This window comes from Chelativorans alearensis (assembly GCF_010993735.1).
Classification (GTDB): domain Bacteria; phylum Pseudomonadota; class Alphaproteobacteria; order Rhizobiales; family Rhizobiaceae; genus Chelativorans; species Chelativorans alearense.
The window spans coordinates 157,661-175,632 of record NZ_WQNI01000009.1; the positions used below are offsets into that span (position 1 = coordinate 157,661).

The 17,972-nt window shown below is 66.9% G+C and carries 14 protein-coding genes and 1 tRNA gene; 7 read left to right on the forward strand and 8 right to left on the reverse strand.

All coding sequences use genetic code 11. The features are described 5' to 3' along the window. Positions 1–193: 193 nt before the first annotated feature. On the forward strand, positions 194–1,549 hold the full coding sequence (locus tag GPJ75_RS14895; protein WP_163269110.1) for a phosphomannomutase/phosphoglucomutase: 1,356 nt from the start codon (positions 194–196) through the stop codon (positions 1,547–1,549). Between the two features lie 42 nt (positions 1,550–1,591). On the opposite strand, the gene GPJ75_RS14900 is transcribed toward GPJ75_RS14895, so the two are convergent. Then, positions 1,592–1,666 (reverse strand) — tRNA-Gln (locus tag GPJ75_RS14900). Positions 1,667–1,917: 251 nt separating this feature from the next. On the opposite strand from GPJ75_RS14900, the gene GPJ75_RS14905 reads away from it, so the two are divergent. Further along, the gene (locus tag GPJ75_RS14905) at positions 1,918–3,849 is read left to right on the forward strand and encodes a polysaccharide biosynthesis protein (protein ID WP_163269111.1); all 1,932 of its coding nucleotides are present in this window, start codon (positions 1,918–1,920) and stop codon (positions 3,847–3,849) included. A gap of 14 nt (positions 3,850–3,863) precedes the next feature. Next, a complete protein-coding gene (locus tag GPJ75_RS14910; RefSeq protein ID WP_246249070.1) occupies positions 3,864–4,448 on the forward strand; it encodes a sugar transferase in 585 nt (194 codons plus the stop codon). 97 nt (positions 4,449–4,545) lie between these two features. Here the strand turns inward: GPJ75_RS14910 and GPJ75_RS14915 are convergent, their stop codons facing one another. Next, positions 4,546–5,424, reverse strand: a complete 879-nt coding sequence (locus tag GPJ75_RS14915; protein ID WP_163269112.1) for a LysR family transcriptional regulator — start codon at positions 5,422–5,424, stop codon at positions 4,546–4,548. Between the two features lie 137 nt (positions 5,425–5,561). Between GPJ75_RS14915 and bla the strand changes: the two genes are divergently transcribed. Beyond that, positions 5,562–6,446 carry a class A beta-lactamase gene (bla, locus tag GPJ75_RS14920; protein WP_163269113.1) on the forward strand — a complete coding sequence of 295 codons (885 nt, stop codon included), beginning with the start codon at positions 5,562–5,564 and terminating at the stop codon, positions 6,444–6,446. Between the two features lie 42 nt (positions 6,447–6,488). Here the strand turns inward: bla and galE are convergent, their stop codons facing one another. Together galE and GPJ75_RS14930 are read right to left on the reverse strand one after the other, a co-directional pair. Next, complete coding sequence (gene galE / locus GPJ75_RS14925; RefSeq protein ID WP_163269114.1) at positions 6,489–7,478, reverse strand: UDP-glucose 4-epimerase GalE; 990 nt, start codon at positions 7,476–7,478, stop codon at positions 6,489–6,491. Positions 7,479–7,556: 78 nt separating this feature from the next. Further along, positions 7,557–8,162, reverse strand: a complete 606-nt coding sequence (locus tag GPJ75_RS14930) for a biotin transporter BioY (RefSeq protein WP_163269115.1) — start codon at positions 8,160–8,162, stop codon at positions 7,557–7,559. Positions 8,163–8,273: 111 nt separating this feature from the next. Between GPJ75_RS14930 and GPJ75_RS14935 the strand changes: the two genes are divergently transcribed. Continuing rightward, positions 8,274–9,179 (forward strand): MBL fold metallo-hydrolase, encoded by a 906-nt coding sequence (locus GPJ75_RS14935; RefSeq protein ID WP_163269116.1) that lies wholly within the window; start codon positions 8,274–8,276, stop codon positions 9,177–9,179. Here the strand turns inward: GPJ75_RS14935 and GPJ75_RS14940 are convergent, their stop codons facing one another. Then, positions 9,180–9,971, reverse strand: coding sequence for a DUF1499 domain-containing protein (locus GPJ75_RS14940; RefSeq protein ID WP_163269117.1), 792 nt, complete (start codon positions 9,969–9,971; stop codon positions 9,180–9,182). A gap of 300 nt (positions 9,972–10,271) precedes the next feature. Between GPJ75_RS14940 and GPJ75_RS14945 the strand changes: the two genes are divergently transcribed. Further along, positions 10,272–10,610 (forward strand): hypothetical protein, encoded by a 339-nt coding sequence (locus GPJ75_RS14945; RefSeq protein WP_246249071.1) that lies wholly within the window; start codon positions 10,272–10,274, stop codon positions 10,608–10,610. A gap of 7 nt (positions 10,611–10,617) precedes the next feature. On the opposite strand, the gene ppdK is transcribed toward GPJ75_RS14945, so the two are convergent. After that, the gene (ppdK, locus tag GPJ75_RS14950; RefSeq protein WP_163269119.1) at positions 10,618–13,278 is read right to left on the reverse strand and encodes a pyruvate, phosphate dikinase; all 2,661 of its coding nucleotides are present in this window, start codon (positions 13,276–13,278) and stop codon (positions 10,618–10,620) included. A 194-nt stretch (positions 13,279–13,472) separates the two neighbouring features. Here ppdK and GPJ75_RS14955 point away from each other — a divergent pair, with 194 nt between their 5' ends. Next, complete coding sequence (locus GPJ75_RS14955) at positions 13,473–13,820, forward strand: VOC family protein (RefSeq protein ID WP_163269324.1); 348 nt, start codon at positions 13,473–13,475, stop codon at positions 13,818–13,820. Between the two features lie 194 nt (positions 13,821–14,014). Here the strand turns inward: GPJ75_RS14955 and GPJ75_RS14960 are convergent, their stop codons facing one another. Both GPJ75_RS14960 and smc read right to left on the reverse strand, forming a co-directional pair. Further along, on the reverse strand, positions 14,015–14,425 hold the full coding sequence (locus tag GPJ75_RS14960; RefSeq protein ID WP_163269120.1) for a hypothetical protein: 411 nt from the start codon (positions 14,423–14,425) through the stop codon (positions 14,015–14,017). A 69-nt stretch (positions 14,426–14,494) separates the two neighbouring features. Continuing rightward, the gene (gene smc / locus GPJ75_RS14965; RefSeq protein WP_163269121.1) at positions 14,495–17,953 is read right to left on the reverse strand and encodes a chromosome segregation protein SMC; all 3,459 of its coding nucleotides are present in this window, start codon (positions 17,951–17,953) and stop codon (positions 14,495–14,497) included. Positions 17,954–17,972 lie beyond the last annotated feature (19 nt).

The window sequence follows — 17,972 nt, forward strand, 5'->3', positions numbered from 1 at the left end:
CTTCGATTGAACCCGCCCGGTGAATATGCGTGCGCAGGGCGTTTCGCAACAGAAAGGCACGTTCACTCTGTCGCAGGCGTTGTTACACGCGGTGACTGTGCGGGCGCCGCTGCTTGTTGCGTCGCACAATCATCACCTTTAACAAATACGCACCTTTGGGGGGCAGACTAGGGCAGACCAGGAGAGAATGAGTATGAGCGCACCGTTCAAGGCGTATGACGTTCGCGGACAGATTCCCGGCGAGATCAACGTTCCCTTCGCATATCGTTTTGCCCAGGCGGCGAAAAAGGCCCTGTCACTGGGGACGGTGGTGGTCGGGCATGACATGCGGCTCGACAGTCCCGCCCTCGCCGGCGCGCTCGCCCAAGGGCTTCTGGACAGCGGCGTCGACGTCCTGCCGGTCGGGCTATGCGGCACGGAGGAGGTCTATTTCCACACCGCCCGCTCGGGCGCCGACGCCGGGCTTATGGTCACCGCCAGCCACAACCCGCTGGACTACAACGGCATCAAGATGGTGCTGAAGGGCGCGGCGGCGGCCACACCCGACAACGCCTTCAACGCCATCGAGGAGCTTATGCGCTCCGACCGCACGCTCTCGCCCGTGGACAGCTACGGCGAGCGCGGCAGCCTACAGCCCGTCTGCGACCGCGACGCCTATATCGAGCGGCTCCTGGAAGAGGTGGCCGGCCAGGCACTGAAGCCGCTCAAGATCGTCTGCCACGCCGGCAACGGCTGTGCCGGCCCCATCATCGACCTTCTCGAAGAGCACCTGCCCTTCACCTTCATCAAGATCGACCACGAGCCCGACCCACGGCTCCCCAACGGCATTCCCAACCCGCTCCTGAAGGAAAAGCGGCAGAAAGCGAGCCAGGCCGTGGTCGAGCATGGCGCCGACCTCGCCATCGCCTGGGACGGCGACTTCGACCGCTGCTTCCTCTACGACCACAAGGGCCGCTTCGTGGAGGGCTATTACCTCGTCGGCATGATCGCCAAGCGCATGCTGGAAAAGGCGCCCGGCAGCACCATCCTCTACGACCCGCGCCTGACCTGGAACACCATCGACATCGTCGAAGGCATGGGCGGCATCGCGAAGCCGTGCCGCACCGGCCACGCCTACTTCAAGCGCATGATGCGCGAGGAGAACGCCATCTACGGCGGCGAGATGAGCGCGCACCACTATTTCCGCGACTTCAGCTACTGCGATTCGGGCATGCTCACCTGGCTCGACGTGGTGTGCGAACTGTCGGCCACCGGCTCGACCCTCGCCGAGACGCTGGAGGAGCGCATCGCCAAGTTCCCCTGCTCCGGCGAGATCAACTTCACCGTCGATGACGCCAAGGCCGTGCAGGAAAGGGTCGCCGACCATTTCGGCCGCGCCAACCCGGCCCTCGAGACCGTCGACGGGCTCGGCATGGTCTTCGACGACTGGCGCTTCAACCTGCGCGCCTCCAACACAGAGCCGCTGCTGCGCCTCAATGTGGAGACGCGGGCGAATCAGAAGCTCCTGGAGGAGAAGGTGGCGGAGCTGAGCGGCCTGATCGAGGGATGACGTCTGGCTTGCCAAGCCGAAGCTTGCAAAGCAAGCGAAGGCTGGCTGGGGCGGCAGGATTCGAACCTGCGCATGGCGGTACCAAAAACCGCTGCCTTACCACTTGGCTACGCCCCAACGCCTGACAGCCGTTCCCGGCTGCCGGCGGACGCAGCCCATATAGAGGCACCGGCCCTCCAAGGCAACGGCGAATGAAACCCCATCACGCAACCGAAACAGCATATTGCGGTTGGTGATGCCTTCATGTTCGACCTTTGCCACAATTGCTGCTAGGGAAAGCGCTAAGCTTGATTTGCCGTCTGTTGCGGGTACGTTGCGGTGCGCTGCCTTTAGGCAGGGGGGCTATACGCAATTCGGTATTGTAAACCATGACCTTGACCCGAATCCGAAACTGGATTCATTCCCGTCCGCGCAGCATCAAGAGAATGGTGCTTGTGGCCACCGACGTCGTCGGGCTGATGCTCATCATCTGGCTCGCCTTCTGCTATCGCTTCGAGCGGATTTTTATCCCCAACCGCGAGCAGATGATGTTCATCGCCGCCGGGCCGATCATCGCCATCCCGATCTTCATCCGCATGGGGCTCTACCGTGCCGTTCTGCGCTATCTCAGGGAACGGGCGATCTGGACCATCATCCAGGCGGTGACGATCTCCGCCCTCATCTGGGTCAGCATGGCCTTCCTCACCCTTTCCTACGGCTCGGAGGGCATTCCGCGCACCATCGCCGTGCTCTATTGGGCCGGCGGCATCATCGCCGTCGCCGGCAGCCGCTTCGGCGCCAAGTGGCTGCTCGGTCTCGGCATGCCGAAGGCGAAGGACAAGAAGCGGGTGCTGATCTACGGCGCCAGCGATGCCGCCGCACAGCTCACCGAGGCGCTGCACGCGGCAGGCGATTGCCGGGTGATGGCCTTCGTCAGCGACGACGAGGGCCTGCACGGCATGGATATCCTCGGTATCCGCATCCATCCCTCGGAGCGGCTGGAGGAGCTTATCAGCACCATCGGCATCGAGGAGGTCATCATCGCCACCTCCTCCGCCAGCCCGCGTGAGCGGCGCGATCTGGTGGCCAGCATCGGCCGTTTCCCGGTCAAGATCCGCGTCTTGCCGCCGATCGCCGATCTCGCCGCCGGCAAATACATCGTCAGCTATGTGCGCGACATCGACATTGACGATCTTCTGGGGCGCCCGCCGGTGCCCGCCGATCCGGCGCTGCTCAAGACGCCGGTCGAGGGCCGCGTCATCATGGTGACGGGTGCTGCCGGCTCCATCGGCTCGGCGCTCTGCCGCACCATCGCGCAGGCCAAGCCCGCGAAGATGGTGCTGCTGGAATTCAACGAACTCGGCCTCTACCAGATCGAGCGCGAGTTGCGCGGCTACGGCTGCTTCCCCGTTGTCGCCGTGCTCGGCTCCGTCACGGATCAGCATCTCGTGCGCCGCACGCTTGCCGCCCACAAGGTGGAGACCGTCTATCACTGCGCCGCCTACAAGCATGTTTCCCTGGTCGAGGAAAACCAGATCGAAGGCGTGCGCAACAACGTCCTTGGCACGCTGACGCTGGTCGAGGAGGCGTGTACGGGAGGCGTCGAGAACTTCATCCTGATTTCCTCCGACAAGGCGGTGCGGCCGAAGAGCGTGATGGGCGCCACTAAGCGCTGGGCGGAGCTGATCGTGCGCCACTACGGCAAGGAAGCGGCAAAGGCTGGAAAGAAGCGCGTCTTCGCCTGCGTGCGTTTCGGCAACGTGATCGGCTCCAGCGGCTCCGTCGTGCCGCTCTTCAAGGAGCAGATCGCCGCCGGCGGCCCGGTGACGCTGACGCATGAAGATATGACGCGCTACTTCATGTCCGTGCGTGAGGCGGCGGAATTGATCGTGCAGGCCGGCGCCCTGTCGCAGTCGGGGGACATCCTGCTTCTCGACATGGGCGAGCCGGTGAAGATCCGCGATCTGGCCGAAGACATGATCATGCTTGCCGGCCTGACGGTGCGCAACGAGGAAAACCCCGACGGCGACATCGAGATCGTCACCATCGGCATGCAGCCGGTGGAGAAGCTGAACGAAGAGCTCTTCTACGATCCCGATGGCGTCAACGCCACGCGGCATCCGAAGATCCTGCGCGCCAAGGCGCAGAACAACAGGGCCGGCCGGATCCCCGCCATGCTGGAACAGCTCAAGGAGGCCATCGATCGCGCCGACGAGGCAGCGGTGCGCCAGGCGCTCTTCGGCCTCTTGGAAGAAAAGGGCGGGAAGCCGGCCCTGCAGCCGCCGGTGGAGGCGAACGAAAACCTTCGGCACTCGGCTTGAGCGGAGGTGGAGACGTGGTGCAGACCGCTTCCGGCGATGCCGCCCTGCAAGAAGGATACCCCCTCCCCCGCGGCAAGCGGGCGTTCGACCTGGCGATTGCGCTTCCCGCCGCCGTCGTGGCCGCGCCCGTGGTGCTTGCCGCCGCCCTTCTCGTCCGCGCCACGTCCAGCGGTCCGGCATTCTACGCCCAGACCCGCCTTGGCCGCGGCGCGGTCTCCTTCCGCTGTTACAAGCTCAGGACCATGCGCGCCGGTACGCCCTCCGTGCCCACCCATGAGGCAAGACCTGATGCCGTGACGCCGGTCGGCCGCTTCCTGCGCGGGACCAAGCTCGACGAGCTGCCGCAGCTCTGGAACGTTCTCAAGGGGGAGATGTCACTCGTCGGCCCCCGCCCCTGCCTGCCGGAGCAGGAAGAGCTCATCCGCCACCGCGAAAGGCTCGGCGTCTTTGCCGCCGCCCCCGGCATCACCGGTCTGGCGCAGGTGCGCGGCATCGACATGTCGAAGCCGGCCTTGTGCGCCCAGACCGACGCCGAATATCTCAGCCGGTGGTCGATCCGGCGGGATCTCGCGCTTTTGGCGCGCACCGTCCGGCTTTAGAGCAATTCCAGGAAAAGTGGAAACCGGTTTTCCGTCCGGAATTGCGACAAACAACGTGTTAGACCAGTTCATCGATTCAATGAAACGATGAACTGGCCTAGAGCGCAATTTCCATGCTCCCAGCCAGAAGCCATTCCCGGAATGCCTTCATGGAGGCCGTTTCCTCGCGCGATTTGAGCCGCGTCAGCCAGTAGCTTCCCGCGGGCACGGCGGTCTTGAACGACCGAACGATCCGCCCTTCCTCGATCTCCCGGGCGAACATGGAAACGGGAACGAGTGCCGCGCCCACCCCGCGCGCCGCCGCCTCCACCAGGGCGAGCGAGGAATCGAACATCCAGCCGCGCAGGCTCGGCGGCTCGGCGCCGGCGGCTTGGAACCACAGGGCCCATTCGTCCCTCCGGTAAGAGCGCAAGAGAACCTCGTTCGCCAAATCGGCCGGGTGCTTCAGCCGCGCGGCAAGCTGTGGCGCGCAAACGGGCGACAGCGGCGCCTCCATCAGATGGACCGCCTCGGTGCCATGCCACGCGCCGTCGCCGAAGCGGATGGAGAAATCGAGGCCATCAGCGAGAATGTCGGCGCGGTTGTTGTTCGTCTTGAGCCGGAGATCGATGGAGGGATACCGGTCCCGGAAGACTTTTAGCCGCGGCAGAAGCCAGCCGATGGCAAAGGTGCCGACCACGCCGACGGTCAGGATCTCCTGGAAATTGCCCTCCTCGAACTGGCTGAGCGTGGCGCTCATGCGGCGGAACGCGTCGGTGAGCACCGGCTGCAGGGCATGGCCCTCGTCGGTAAGCGCCAGGCCCCGCGGGAGGCGTTTGAAGAGCCTCACCCCCAACGTCTCCTCGAGCGCCTTCACCTGGTGGCTGATCGCCGTTTGCGTGACCCTGAGTTCCAGTCCGGCACGGGTGAAGCTGCAGAGCCGCGCCGACGCCTCGAAAGCGCGCAGAGCGTTCAGTGGCAGTTGCGAGACGTCCATGGGGTGGCTCCAGACCAGGGGACAAAGACCAATATTTCCTCATGTCTGCGTCGAGAATTGATCGTTTGTCTAGGGGTAAGCCTCGCCGCATAGTCCGCCACCGAGGCGGGGGCGCCATCAAGACGAAGGAAACGAGAATGACGATCTTGCTGTCGCGCCGGCAGGCGCTCGCCGGCTCCCTGCTCGCGCTCCCGGCGCTGACTTCCCTTCAGGCCGCACGAGCGCAGGCTGGCGAGGACGCGGAGGCAAAGCTCGCCGCGCTCGAGCGCGCTCATGACGGCCGCCTCGGCGTCGCTATCCTCAACCTCGCCACCGGCGCGCGAGCGGGCCACCGGTCCGACGAGCGCTTCCTGATGTGCAGCACCTTCAAGGCCCTGGCGGCGGCGCTCGTGCTTGCCCGCGTCGACCGGGGAGAGGAGGCGCTCGACCGGCGCATCACCTTTTCCAAGGCGGATATCGCGGCCTGGTCGCCGGCGACGGAGACCCGCGTCGGCGGTAAGGGCATGACGGTGGCCGAGCTCTGCGAGGCGGCCGTTACCTTGAGCGACAACACAGCCGCCAATCTCCTGCTTAGAAGCTTCGGTGGGCCGCAGGCGCTGACAGCCTATGCCCGCTCCCTGGGCGACGAGGTCACGCGGCTCGACCGCTTCGAGCCCGCGCTGAACGAGCACGAGGGACCGGACGACATTCGCGACACGACGAGCCCGGCGGCGATGCTGGAAACCCTGCGGACGCTTCTCTTTGCAGACGTCCTGTCCAAACCCTCGCGATCCCGGCTGGCCGCCTGGCTGATTGCAAACAAGACGGGCGGCGCGCGCCTGCGGGCGGGCCTTCCGGAGAACTGGCTTGTCGGCGACAAGACCGGAACCAGCGGCAGCGGCGCCGTGAACGACATCGGCGTTGCCTGGCCGCCCGACCGCGCCCCGATCGTCGTGACGGCCTATTGCGAGCTCCCGGCGATTTCCGGTGACGAGCGCAATGCGGTCATCGCGGAGATCGGCCGCATCGCCGCGCAGGTTTGACGTAGGCCTGTTTACCTCTCACCCGGCTGGGACACGACAGATTTAGAGCCGGTTGCGCTTGGCAAGGGTCTTCTCCCAGCCAAGCGCATGGGTGACGATCTCCTCGAGATCGTCATGCGCCGGCTTCCACCCGAATTCGGCGAAGCAGCGCTCGGGGCTGGCGACGATGGCCACCGCGTCGCCCGGGCGCCGGCCGCTCTTCGTCACCGTGAAGTCGACACCCGACACGCGCTTGACCGCGTCGATCACCTCGAGGACCGAATAGCCCCGGCCGTAGCCGCAATTGGCGACAAGGCTGCCGCGCCCCCTGCGCAGCCGCTCGAGCGCCAGATAATGCGCGTTCACCAGGTCGGAAACGTGGATATAGTCGCGCACGCAGGTGCCGTCGCGCGTCGGATAGTCGTCGCCGAAAACCTCCATGTGCGGGCGCTTGCCGGTGGCCGTCTCGCAGGCGACCTTGATCAAGTGCGTGGCACCCTTGGTGGACTGGCCGGTGCGCTTCTTCGGGTCGGCGCCCGAAACGTTGAAATAGCGCAGCGCCGTATAGGCGAAATCGTGGGCGCTAGCGGTGTCACGCAGCATCAGTTCGGTCATCAGCTTGGAGGTGCCGTAGGGCGATTCGGGCTCAAGCGGATTTTCCTCCGTCACCGGTATCTTGTTCGGACTGCCGTAGACGGCGGCGGTGGAGGAGAAGATGAAGTGCTTCACGCCGCAGCGCACCGCGCTTTCGATCAGCGCGCGCGATTTCACGGTGTTGTTGAGATAGTAGCCGAGCGGATCGGAGACCGATTCGGGCACGATGATCGAGCCGGCGAAGTGGATAACGGCATCGACGCCGCGGCGCTTCATGGTCTGCTCCACCAGCTTCTGGTCGCCGATATCGCCGACGACCAGCTCGGCCGCCTCCGGTACCGCCCAGTCGAAGCCGGTGGAGAGCCGGTCGAGTACCACCACCTCTTCGCCGTGGTCGAGCAATTCCCAGACCATGTGGCTGCCGATGTAGCCGGCACCGCCCGTTACCAGAACCGTCAAAGCGCCATCCCCTTTCCTAACGAAAGGGCCATGGGCGTGCGCGCCCATGGCCCTTTGTCACATCATCGATGAACGGGCTCAGGCCCGGCCAATGCCGAGGCCCTTCAAGGCTGCCCAGCCCGCCGGCACCAGGCAGGCCGCGAGACCTGCCTTCACCAGGTCGGGAAGGATGAAGGGGGCGACGCCGAACTGCCAGGCGCCCTCGGCGCCGATCAGCGTGGCAAGCCATGCATAGCCGAGGAACAGCAGCACCGCCTGCGCGACGACCATCGTCGCGCCCAGCTTGAGGACGTTGCGGTCCCAGCCGCGGTCGGCGGCATAGCCGACGATCGCCGCCATGACGAGGAAGCCGACGAGATAGCCGCCCGTCGGGCCAACCATATAGGCAAGGCCGATGCCCTTTTCCGGCGTGCTCTGGAACACGGGGAAGCCCATGGCGCCCTCGGCAAGGTAGAGCAGCAGCGTGGCAACGCCGAGCCGCATGCCGAAGGAGGCGGCAATCAGCAGGATCGCCAGGTTCTGCAGCGACAGGTCCACCGGGCCAAGCACCACCTTCGTCTTGGCCGCGAGCGTCAGCACCAGCGTGCCGGCGACGGCGAGCAGGATCTGCGCCACCAGGCGCGCGGTGCCGGATGTCGGCAATGCGAGGGAGATGAGTGGTCGAGAAGCAATCGCCTGCGACATGGGGCCTCCTTGAATGGGTTTTATATGAACGCGCGCGTTCCTCTATATTCGCTTCCATGGTAAGCGGCAACACGCTCAGCACCGCAACTTCGTCAACAGAAGCGATTGCAGATGGCCGTGCAATTCGACACGCAATTCGAACCGCGTTACGGGGAGCCCGTCGAGGTGGCGCCCGGCGTACGCCGCCTGACGGCCGGGAACCCGAGCCCCTTCACCTTTCACGGCACCAACTCCTATCTCGTCGGCAAGGACACGCTCGCCGTCATCGATCCCGGCCCGGACGACGAGGCGCATCTTGCCGCCCTTCTCGAGGCCGTCGACGGGCGACCGGTGAGCCACATCTTCGTCAGCCATACGCACCGCGACCACTCGCCGCTCGCAAGGCGGCTTGCCGAGATCACGGGCGCGAAGATCGCCGCGGAAGGCCCGCACCGCGCGGCGCGGCCGCTGAGGATCGGTGAGATAAACCCGCTGGACGCCAGCGCGGACACGGACTTCCGCGCCGACATCCTCTTGCCGGACAATGCGCTCGTGGAGGGCGACGGCTGGGCGATCCGCGCCGTCCATACGCCCGGCCACACCGCCAATCACTGCGTCTTCGCGCTTGAGGGCACCGGCATCGCCTTCTCGGCCGACCACGTGATGGCCTGGTCGACCACTATCGTCGCCCCGCCCGATGGGGCGATGGCCGATTTCATGGCCTCGTTGGACAAGCTCCTGGAGCGCCGGGACCGGCTGTTTCTGCCCGGCCATGGCGGACCGGTGGTAAAGCCGCAGCATTTTCTGCGCGGGCTGAAGACGCACCGCAAAATGCGCGAGCGGGCGATCCTGGAGCGGATTTCCTCCGGCGACCGGACGATCCCCGAGATCGTGCGCGCCATCTACCGCGACACCGACCCGCGCCTTCACGGCGCGGCGGCGCTCTCGGTCCTGGCGCATCTGGAGGATCTGGTTTCCCGCGGCCGCGCTTGCGCCGAGGGCGAACCGTCGGTCGATGCGATCTTCCGGCCGGCCTGACTATTCTCCCCCCGACAAATCGCTGAGCGCTTCCATGCGCCTGTCGAGATCGTTCAGGAAGCGCGTTATCCGCTGGGCGTTGTCGCCCATGTCGTGGCGGCCGTAACGGGAGGCGGAGCGCATGTCGACATAGGTGGCGTTGCCCCGGTCCTCGATGCGGATGGCGACGTCCGACAGGAAGCCGAGCAGGAAGGAGTGGGCGACCACCTCCACGGTGAGGCTGCTTGATCCCGCGGCGGGCGGCATGGGTTCGAGCGGCCGCCACCGGCGGGCGGCGATAAGCGCGCTCACCGCCTGCATCACGCTCTCCCTGGCATGCTCATAGCGCCGCCCGCTGAGTTGGGGATAGGCTTCCTGTTGCAGGAGCGCATCTTCCTCGCGCCCCGGCCGCAGGGCATTCATGGGCGGCGTGCGCAGCGCGGCGGCATTCAGGAACTGCGGTGGCCGTGAAATGTCCGTCGAGATGTCTACCAGCGGCGGATGGACGGCAAACCGGTAGGCCGAGACGGCATAGGGCAAAAGCACCAGCACCGAGAAAAACGCCCCGAGCCCCGCCGCCTTCAGGCCCGACAGCCCATGTTCCCACATCTGCACGAAACCGGCGACGGCGAAAAGCAGGCCGGAAAGCGCCAGAAATCCCGAGAGACCAAGGAGCCACAGAAACGGCACCGTCTCCAAGAGGCCGAAGCGGTGCGACAGGCCGGAGACGACGAAGAGCATCGCCGAAAAGGCGCCGAGCCGGCGCGACCACCGTGCAGCCGGCGAAAAACGCCGTTCCAATATTGCCGTCATCCGACACCCGTGCCCAGGTCTGCCCGCCTGTTGTCTTATCGGTTCGCCGGCGGGCGGTCAAAGCACTGGCAAGGGTCCGAAACCGCCGCGCTGCATGAATATGGAAGACCCTACCCGTCCACGGCGCGAGGTGGACCGAATCATTCACTGACTATAACTATCGCCGGCAGGGAACTTTTCCGGGTTCCCACGCGTTTGATTTCTTCTAGGGGTTGGGGGAAGTAATGGTAGGCAATGGACAGGTCGGCTGGACGAGATTCCAACACTCCCGCACTCCCCCTTGAGATCGTAGAGTTGGAGTTGGCGCTCCGGCATCAGGATTTTCTGCAAACAGGGTTCGAAGGAGCCGTTCTGCTGGCGCTCAAGCGCATCGGCGGAACGATGCTCTTCCGCATGCGCATGAACGGCATGGCCGGCTGCGACTGGATCGCCGCCGTGGCGCTCGAAGGCGGCGGCGAAGAGAGGATCGCGCTCGTCGCGCAGCCGGCCGAAGGCGGGCCGCTCAGGGTAGAGGACGCGGCGACGAGCGACCTGCCGGTGGCGCGCATCGCCGAAGCTTATGCGGAGATCATGGGGCGGCTCGGCACGCCTGCGGCCGAGGACGACAAAACGCAACAGGACCCGAAAGCCGAAGCGTGAACCGGCCTTACCGGCGGCAGGCCGCCTGCGCCGCCGCCAGCCGCGCGATGGGCACGCGGAAGGGCGAGCAGGAGACGTAGTCGAGCCCCACTTCCTCGCAGAAGGAGATCGACGCCGGATCGCCGCCGTGCTCCCCGCAGATGCCGAGCTTCATGGCCGCGCGTTTTGCCCTGCCGTTCTCCGCCGCCAGCCGCACCAGCGCCCCCACCCCGTCGACGTCGATCGAGACGAAGGGGTCCTGCTCGATAATGCCCTTCTTGCGGTAGACCTCCAGGAAGCTCGCCGCGTCATCGCGCGAGATGCCGAAGGTGGTCTGCGTCAGGTCGTTGGTGCCGAAGGAGAAGAACTCCGCCTCGCCGGCGATCTCGCCGGCGTTCAACGCCGCGCGCGGCAGTTCGATCATGGTGCCGACGAGATAGTCGATCCTGACGCCCGCCTCTTCGAGCACCGCCTTCGCCACGCCCTCGATCAGCCCCTTCACGAAGGAAAGCTCCGAGGCCATGCCGACGAGCGGCACCATGACCTCCGGCACCACCGGCGCACCGGTGCTGCCCGCGGCCTCGATCGCCGCCTCGAAAACGGCCCGCGCCTGCATCTCGGCGATCTCGGGATAAGAGACGGCGAGCCGGCAGCCGCGATGGCCGAGCATGGGGTTGAACTCGTGCAGCGCCTCCGTGCGCTGGCGCAGCCGCTCCGGCTCGACGCCCATGGCGGCCGCCACCTCGGATATCTCTTCCTCCGTCTTCGGCAGGAACTCGTGCAGCGGCGGGTCGAGCAGGCGGATGGTGACCGGCAGGCCGGCCATGATCTCGAACAATTCGACGAAATCCGCCCGCTGCATGGGAAGGAGCTTGGCAAGCGCCGCCCGGCGCTCCTCTTCCGTGTCGGACAGGATCATCTCGCGCATGGCAAGAATGCGCTCGTCGTCGAAGAACATATGCTCGGTGCGGCACAGCCCGATGCCTTCCGCCCCGAACGAGCGCGCCGTCCGTGCATCGGCCGGCGTTTCGGCGTTGGCGCGCACCTTCATGCGGCGCGCGGCATCGGCCCATTCCATGATGGCGGAGAAATCGCCCGAAAGCGCCGGCTGCCGCATCGGCACGGCGCCGGCGAGCACCTGGCCGGTTGAACCGTCGATGGTGACGACGTCGCCCCTGCGGAACGTGCGGCCGAGCGCGGTCATGGTGCCGGCGCGGTAGTCGACGCGCAGCGTGCCGGCGCCGGAAACGCAGGGCTTGCCCATGCCGCGGGCGACCACCGCCGCATGGCTCGTCATGCCGCCGCGCGTTGTCAGGATGCCCTCGGCCGCGTGCATGCCGTGGATATCCTCCGGGCTCGTCTCGACGCGCACGAGGATCACCTTCTCCCCGCGCCCCTTCATCTCCTCCGCCTCGTCCGGCGAAAAGACGATGCCGCCCGTCGCCGCCCCCGGCGAGGCGGGCAGGCCGGCGGCGATCATGTCGCGCGCCGCATCCGGGTCGATGGTCGGGTGCAGCAGTTGATCGAGCGAGGCGGGATCGATGCGGCAGACGGCCTCCTCGCGCGAGATCAGCCCTTCATTGGCCATCTCGACGGCGATCTTGAGCGCCGCCTTGGTGGTGCGCTTGCCGGCGCGCGTCTGCAGCATCCACAGTTTGCCGCGCTCGATGGTGAACTCCAGGTCCTGCATGTCGCGGTAATGCGCCTCGAGCTTCCCGGCGATCTCCACGAAGGCGGCGAAAGCCTGCGGCATCACCTTTTCCAGCGACGGCTTGTCGGAGCCGGCCTCCAGCCTTGCGGCCTCCGTCAGGCTCTGCGGCGTCCTGATGCCGGCCACCACGTCCTCGCCCTGCGCGTTGACCAGGAACTCGCCGTAGAGCGCCTTCTCGCCGGTCGAGGGGTTGCGCGTGAAGGCGACGCCCGTCGCCGATGTCCCCCCCATATTGCCGAACACCATGGCCTGCACATTGACCGCCGTGCCCCATTCCTCGGGAATGTCGTGCAGGCGGCGATAGGTGACGGCGCGCGGGTTCATCCAGCTTGAGAAAACCGCACCGATGGCGCCCCAGAGCTGCCTGCGCGGGTCCTGCGGGAACGGCTCGCCGAGTTCACTTTCCACCCGCCCCTTGTAAAGCGCGATGACATGCAGCCAGTCGGCGGCGGAAAACTCCGTGTCGACGTCGTAGCCGAGCCGCCCCTTCTCGTCGGCCAGGATCTCCTCGAACACCTCGTGATCGAGGCCCAGCACCACGTTGGAATACATCTGGATGAAGCGGCGGTAGCTGTCGTAGGCAAAGCGCGCGTCGCCGGATGCGGCCGCCAGCGCCTCCACCGTCTTATCGTTGAGGCCGAGGTTGAGCACCGTATCCATCATGCCCGGCATGGAAGCCCGCGCCCCCGAGCGCACGGAAACGAGCAGCAACCGCTCGGGGTCGCCGAAACGCCGGCCGGCGATCCTGCCGACCTCCTCGAGCGCCTCCTCCACCTGGGCAACGAGCTCGGGGGGATAGGCGCGGCCGTTGGCATAATAGTGGGCGCACAGTTCGGTGGTGATGGTGAAGCCCGGCGGCACGGGCAGGCCGAGACTGCACATCTCGGCAAGGTTCGCCCCCTTGCCCCCCAATAGGTTCCTGTCGGATGCCCTGCCCTCGGCGCGACCGTCCCCGAAGCTGTAGACCCACTTGGTCATGCTGTCCCCGCTTGAGAAATAGCAACGGCGCGTGCGGCGCCTCGACATGTGGAGCGATAAGGGGGGCTTGTGGCGAAGGCAAGATGCGGCCGCGCCTTCCTCCTCATCTCAATCGATTTGGGTGACAACATGCCGCTTGACGCGGTGCGCCCGATGCGGCAGATTTGGAACATAGAGTGAACATGGAGGACGTCATGCGCGAGACGGGAAAGCTCGACTACATCGAGATGCCGGCCACCGGCGGCGCGCTCGACAGTGTCAAGGCGTTTTACGCGAATGCCTTTTCCTGGACATTCACCGACTACGGCGCCAGCTATTCGGCCTTCAGCGAAGGGCTCGACGGCGGTTTTTACGGCAGCCCGCTGGAGGGCACCGAAAAGCCCCTGCCCGTTCTTTATTCGCACGAGCTGGAAGAGACGCTCAAGCGCGTGGAGGAAGCCGGCGGCCGCATCGTCAAGCCGATCTTCCCGTTCCCGGGCGGGCGGCGGTTTCATTTCGCGGATCCGGCGGGGAATGAGCTGGCGGTGTGGAGCGAGGAATAGGGCGGGCGGTTGGTTGGCGGCATACCCCCACCCTCAATCCCTCCCCTCAAGGGGGAGGGAGGCTTCTTTCGTGCCCGGCGCCAAGGTTGAAGCCAATCGCGCGACGCCGACGTCCCCCTCCCCCTTGAGGGGAGGGATTGAGGGTGGGGGTCGCTTATGCCAAGGCCGACAAAAAGCAACTGTAGAGCTAGGACCTATCCACCCTCCGACACCGGAAGCTTACTCAGCACCCGGCGCAACCCTCCGGTGGCCAGGGCGACATCCGGCGCCTTTTGAAGAGCCGTCAGGTAGCGCAGGCGGAATTCGGCGCTCTCGCCTTCTTCCTCGCCCAGCATGCGGGCAACCTCGTCGCGGAAGGGCAGAAGATCATCGGCGGTCGAGAATTCTTCCTCTTGCAGCATCTCGTCCAGCCGCACGATGAGCTGTGACAGCCGGCTCGTCCAGGCAAAGCGCGGGTCGTCGATCAGGGCGAAAAGCAGCGTATAGGGGTTCTTCAGAGCTTCTTCGTCCCCAGCCTCGGCCAGGATGAGCGCCCTGTGCAGAGACTTCAGCGCCGAGGACAGCGCCCCGGCAAGGACGGCTACGGAGTCGGTCGGGTCTTTCATGTCGTTGCTCCTGTCTTTCCGGAGCCACTTCCTGCGAAAGGCTGCCGCCTCTCACACCTGCCTTGTCCCTCAACTCGCCTCACGCATCTGCTCCGCAGTCTGCAGGTCGACCGAAACGAGCTGGCTCACCCCCTGCTCGGCCATGGTGACGCCGAACAGACGGCTCATGCGCGCCATGGTGATGGGGTTGTGGGTGATGATGACGAAGCGCGTGTCGGTGGAGGCCGCCATCTCGTCCATCAGGTTGCAGAAGCGCTCGACATTGTGGTCGTCGAGCGGCGCGTCCACCTCGTCGAGCACGCAGATGGGCGCCGGGTTCGTCAGGAACACGGCGAAGATGAGGGCGGTCGCCGTCAGCGCCTGCTCGCCGCCGGACAGAAGCGTCATGGTCTGCGGCCGCTTGCCGGGCGGGCGGGCGAGGATCTCCAACCCCGCCTCCAGCGGATCGTCGGATTCGATGAGCTGCAATTCGGCCGTGCCGCCGCCGAAGAGGTGCGTGAAGAGACGCTGGAAATGCCCGTTCACCACGTCGAAGGCGGCGAGCAGCCGCTCGCGGCCCTCGCGGTTCAGGTTCTGGATGGCGTGGCGCAGTTTGTGGATGGCCTCGATCACGTCCCCGCGCTCGGAAACCAGCGTGTCGAGCCGCTCGGCAAGCTCGGTCTTTTCTTCCTCGGCGCGCAGGTTCACCGCGCCCAGCCGCTCGCGCTCCATCTTCAGCCGTTCGAGGCGCCGCTCCACCTCGCCCACGTCCGGTAGCGGATCGTCCGGCGAAAGCCCGGTCTGGCTGACAACCAGATGCGGCGCCACGTTGAGCGCCTGCTGGATGCGCGCCTCGGTGTCCTGGCGCCGCTCCTCGGCGGCCGCCTGGCGCTCCTCGGCGCGGGCGCGGCCCTCGCGCGCGGCAGCCAGCGCCTGGATCGCCTCCGTCGCCTTCCTGTCGAGTTCCGCCTGTTCGTTCTCGGCCTCCTGCAGCCGGTCGGCGGCGCTTCTGCGCAGAACCTCCGCCTCGGAAATGCGCGACAGGAGTTCACGCCCGCGCGCCTCGATCTCGTCCGGCGCCTCGGCCAGCTTCTCCATCTCGCCCGCCGCCTCGACACGCCGTTCGGTCAGCGAGGCGATCTGCCGGTCGGCGTTTTCCGCGCGCGCGATCCAGCTCTTGCGCTCCTCGCCGATGGCGGCAAGCCGGCGCTGGCGCGCTTCCGTCTCGCGCTTCAGTCCTTCATGGGCCGCGCGCGCCTCCGCCGCCCTGCCCCGCGCCGTTGAAACCTCGGCCGTCACGCGCTCCAGCCGGCCCTGCAACTCGGAGATGTCGGGGGCGGCGGCAAAGGCGGCTTCCGCCTCGGTCACCGCCTTCAGCACCTCCTCGTGATCCTCGGCCAGCCGGCTGCGCGAATCTTCCAGCGCCGAGCGGCGGCTCGCCAGTTCGCCGGACGCCTTCTCCGCGCCGGCCAGCGCATCGCGGGCGCTGCTGACGGCGCGGCTCGCCTCGCGCAGGCGCTCGCGCGCCTGCCGCTCGCCCTCGACCGCCTGCCTGACGGCATTTTCGGCACCGGCAAGAGCCTCTTCGGCGGCGCGCAACGTCTTCCTGGCGGAGACAGCTTCGCTGTCGAGCTCGGCCAGGCGGTTCTTCTGCGCAAGGCGCTGGGCGGCGGCCGTCGGCGCGTCGGCGCTGGCCCTGTAGCCGTCCCAACGCCACAGCGCGCCGTCCGCGCTCACCAGCCGCTGGCCGGTCTTCAGATGCTCCTGCAGCCGCGCTCCATCGGCCGTCTCGACAATGCCGATCTGCGCAAGCCGCCGGGCAAGCTGCGCCGGCACGGTCACCACTTCCGAAAGGGGCCGCACGCCCGCCGGCAGCGCCGGGTCGTCGCCCGCCGGCGCGACGTCGCCCCAATGGGCGGGGGCGGCCTTGTCCAGCGGCACGTCGAGGTCTTCGCCAAGGGCCGCGCCCAGCGCCGTCTCGAAGCCGCGCTCCACCCGCACCCGCTCGAGCACGGCAGGGAAGAGATCGTTGCCGCCGGCATTCAGCACCTTGGCGAGCGTGGCGGCCTCGGTCTCGATGCGCTGCAGTTCGGCGCGCGCCTCGCTCACCGGCTGGCGCGCCGCGTTTTCCGCCGCACGGGCGGCGGCAACGGTTTCTTCCGCCGCGGCCGCGTGTTTTTCCGCCTCTTCCTGGGCGGTGACCGCATCCTCCAATTCGAGCCGCTTCTGCGCCGGGTCCGGCAAGGTGCTGATTTCGGTGGCGATTTCCGAAAGCTGTCGGTCGGCGGTTTCCAACTGGCGGGCCAGCCGGTCGCGGCGCTCGGCGCTGTCGCGCATGGCGCGCTCGGCCTGGCTGCGCGTTGCCGTCGCCTCGGCCTTCTCCGCCGTCAGCGCCGTCAACTCGGCCTCGCGCTCGGCAAGCTCCGCGCTCGCCTTGTCGAGGGCCGCCCGCGTCTCGGTCTCGCGTCCTTCGGCGCCGGCCTCGGCGTCCTTCAGCCCGGTCTCTTCCGTCTCCAGCCGTTTCAGGATGTCCGCATTGTCGCGGACCATCTGCTCCTCGCGCGCAATGTCGGCGTCGAGCTGTCGCACGCGCTTGTGGAGCTCCTCCGCGCGGTCGCGCACGCGGCGGGCCTCTTCCTCGATCTGCGTGCGGGCGATGGTCAGCCGCTGCAGGGCCGCGGCGGCCGAAGCTTCCGCCTCGCGCAGCTCCGGCAGGCGCTTGGCGGAGATCGCCTGCGCCTTCGCGGCCTCCATCTGCTGGTTGGCGCGCTCGGCGACCAGCCCCATCGCCGCAGAAAGCGCCGACTTTGCCTCCGCCTCCTGCGCCTTGGCCTGCGTCCAGCGCAGATGCAGGAGAACGGCCTCGGCCTTGCGGACCTCGGCCGACAGGTTCTTGAAGCGGGCGGCCTGGCGGGCCTGGCGCTTCAGGCTCTCGATCTGGGTTTCCAATTCGGTCACCACGTCGTCGAGCCGCTCCAGGTTCTGCTCGGCGGCGCGCAGGCGCAACTCCGCCTCGTGGCGGCGCGAATGGAGGCCGGAGATACCGGCCGCCTCTTCCAGCAGCGCCCGGCGGGCCTGGGGCTTGGCCTGGATGAGTTCGCCGATGCGCCCCTGCCCCACCATGGAGGGGGAGCGCGCGCCGGTCGACTGGTCGGCGAAGAGAAGCTGCACGTCGCGGGCCCGCGCCTCCTTGCCGTTGATGCGGTAGACGGAGCCCGCCTCGCGCTCGATGCGGCGGGAGACCTGCAGTTCGTCGGCATCGTTGAAGGCCGCGGGCGCGGTGCGGTCGCCGTTTTCCAGAAACAGCGTCACCTCGGCCGTGTTGCGCGCCGGCCTTGTCGCGGAACCGGAGAAGATGACGTCGTCCATGCCCGAGGCGCGCATGTTCTTGTACGAGCTTTCGCCCATCACCCAGCGCAGCGCCTCGACGAGGTTCGACTTGCCGCAGCCGTTCGGCCCGACGACACCCGTCAGGCCGGGCTCGATGACGAACTCGCTGGGCTCGACGAAGGATTTGAAGCCCAGGAGGCGAAGCTTGGAGAACCTCATGCGCGCGCACCCCGGCGCG

Coding starts and splice junctions, on each gene's coding strand:
- GPJ75_RS14895 (WP_163269110.1), top strand. CDS start 194: ATGAGCGCACCGTTCAAGGCGTATGACGTTCGCGGACAGATTCCCGGC.
- GPJ75_RS14905 (WP_163269111.1), top strand. CDS start 1,918: ATGACCTTGACCCGAATCCGAAACTGGATTCATTCCCGTCCGCGCAGC.
- GPJ75_RS14915 (WP_163269112.1), bottom strand. CDS start 5,424: ATGGACGTCTCGCAACTGCCACTGAACGCTCTGCGCGCTTTCGAGGCG.
- bla (WP_163269113.1), top strand. CDS start 5,562: ATGACGATCTTGCTGTCGCGCCGGCAGGCGCTCGCCGGCTCCCTGCTC.
- GPJ75_RS14930 (WP_163269115.1), bottom strand. CDS start 8,162: ATGTCGCAGGCGATTGCTTCTCGACCACTCATCTCCCTCGCATTGCCG.
- GPJ75_RS14935 (WP_163269116.1), top strand. CDS start 8,274: ATGGCCGTGCAATTCGACACGCAATTCGAACCGCGTTACGGGGAGCCC.
- GPJ75_RS14940 (WP_163269117.1), bottom strand. CDS start 9,971: ATGACGGCAATATTGGAACGGCGTTTTTCGCCGGCTGCACGGTGGTCG.
- ppdK (WP_163269119.1), bottom strand. CDS start 13,278: ATGACCAAGTGGGTCTACAGCTTCGGGGACGGTCGCGCCGAGGGCAGG.
- GPJ75_RS14955 (WP_163269324.1), top strand. CDS start 13,473: ATGCGCGAGACGGGAAAGCTCGACTACATCGAGATGCCGGCCACCGGC.
- GPJ75_RS14960 (WP_163269120.1), bottom strand. CDS start 14,425: ATGAAAGACCCGACCGACTCCGTAGCCGTCCTTGCCGGGGCGCTGTCC.
- smc (WP_163269121.1), bottom strand. CDS start 17,953: ATGAGGTTCTCCAAGCTTCGCCTCCTGGGCTTCAAATCCTTCGTCGAG.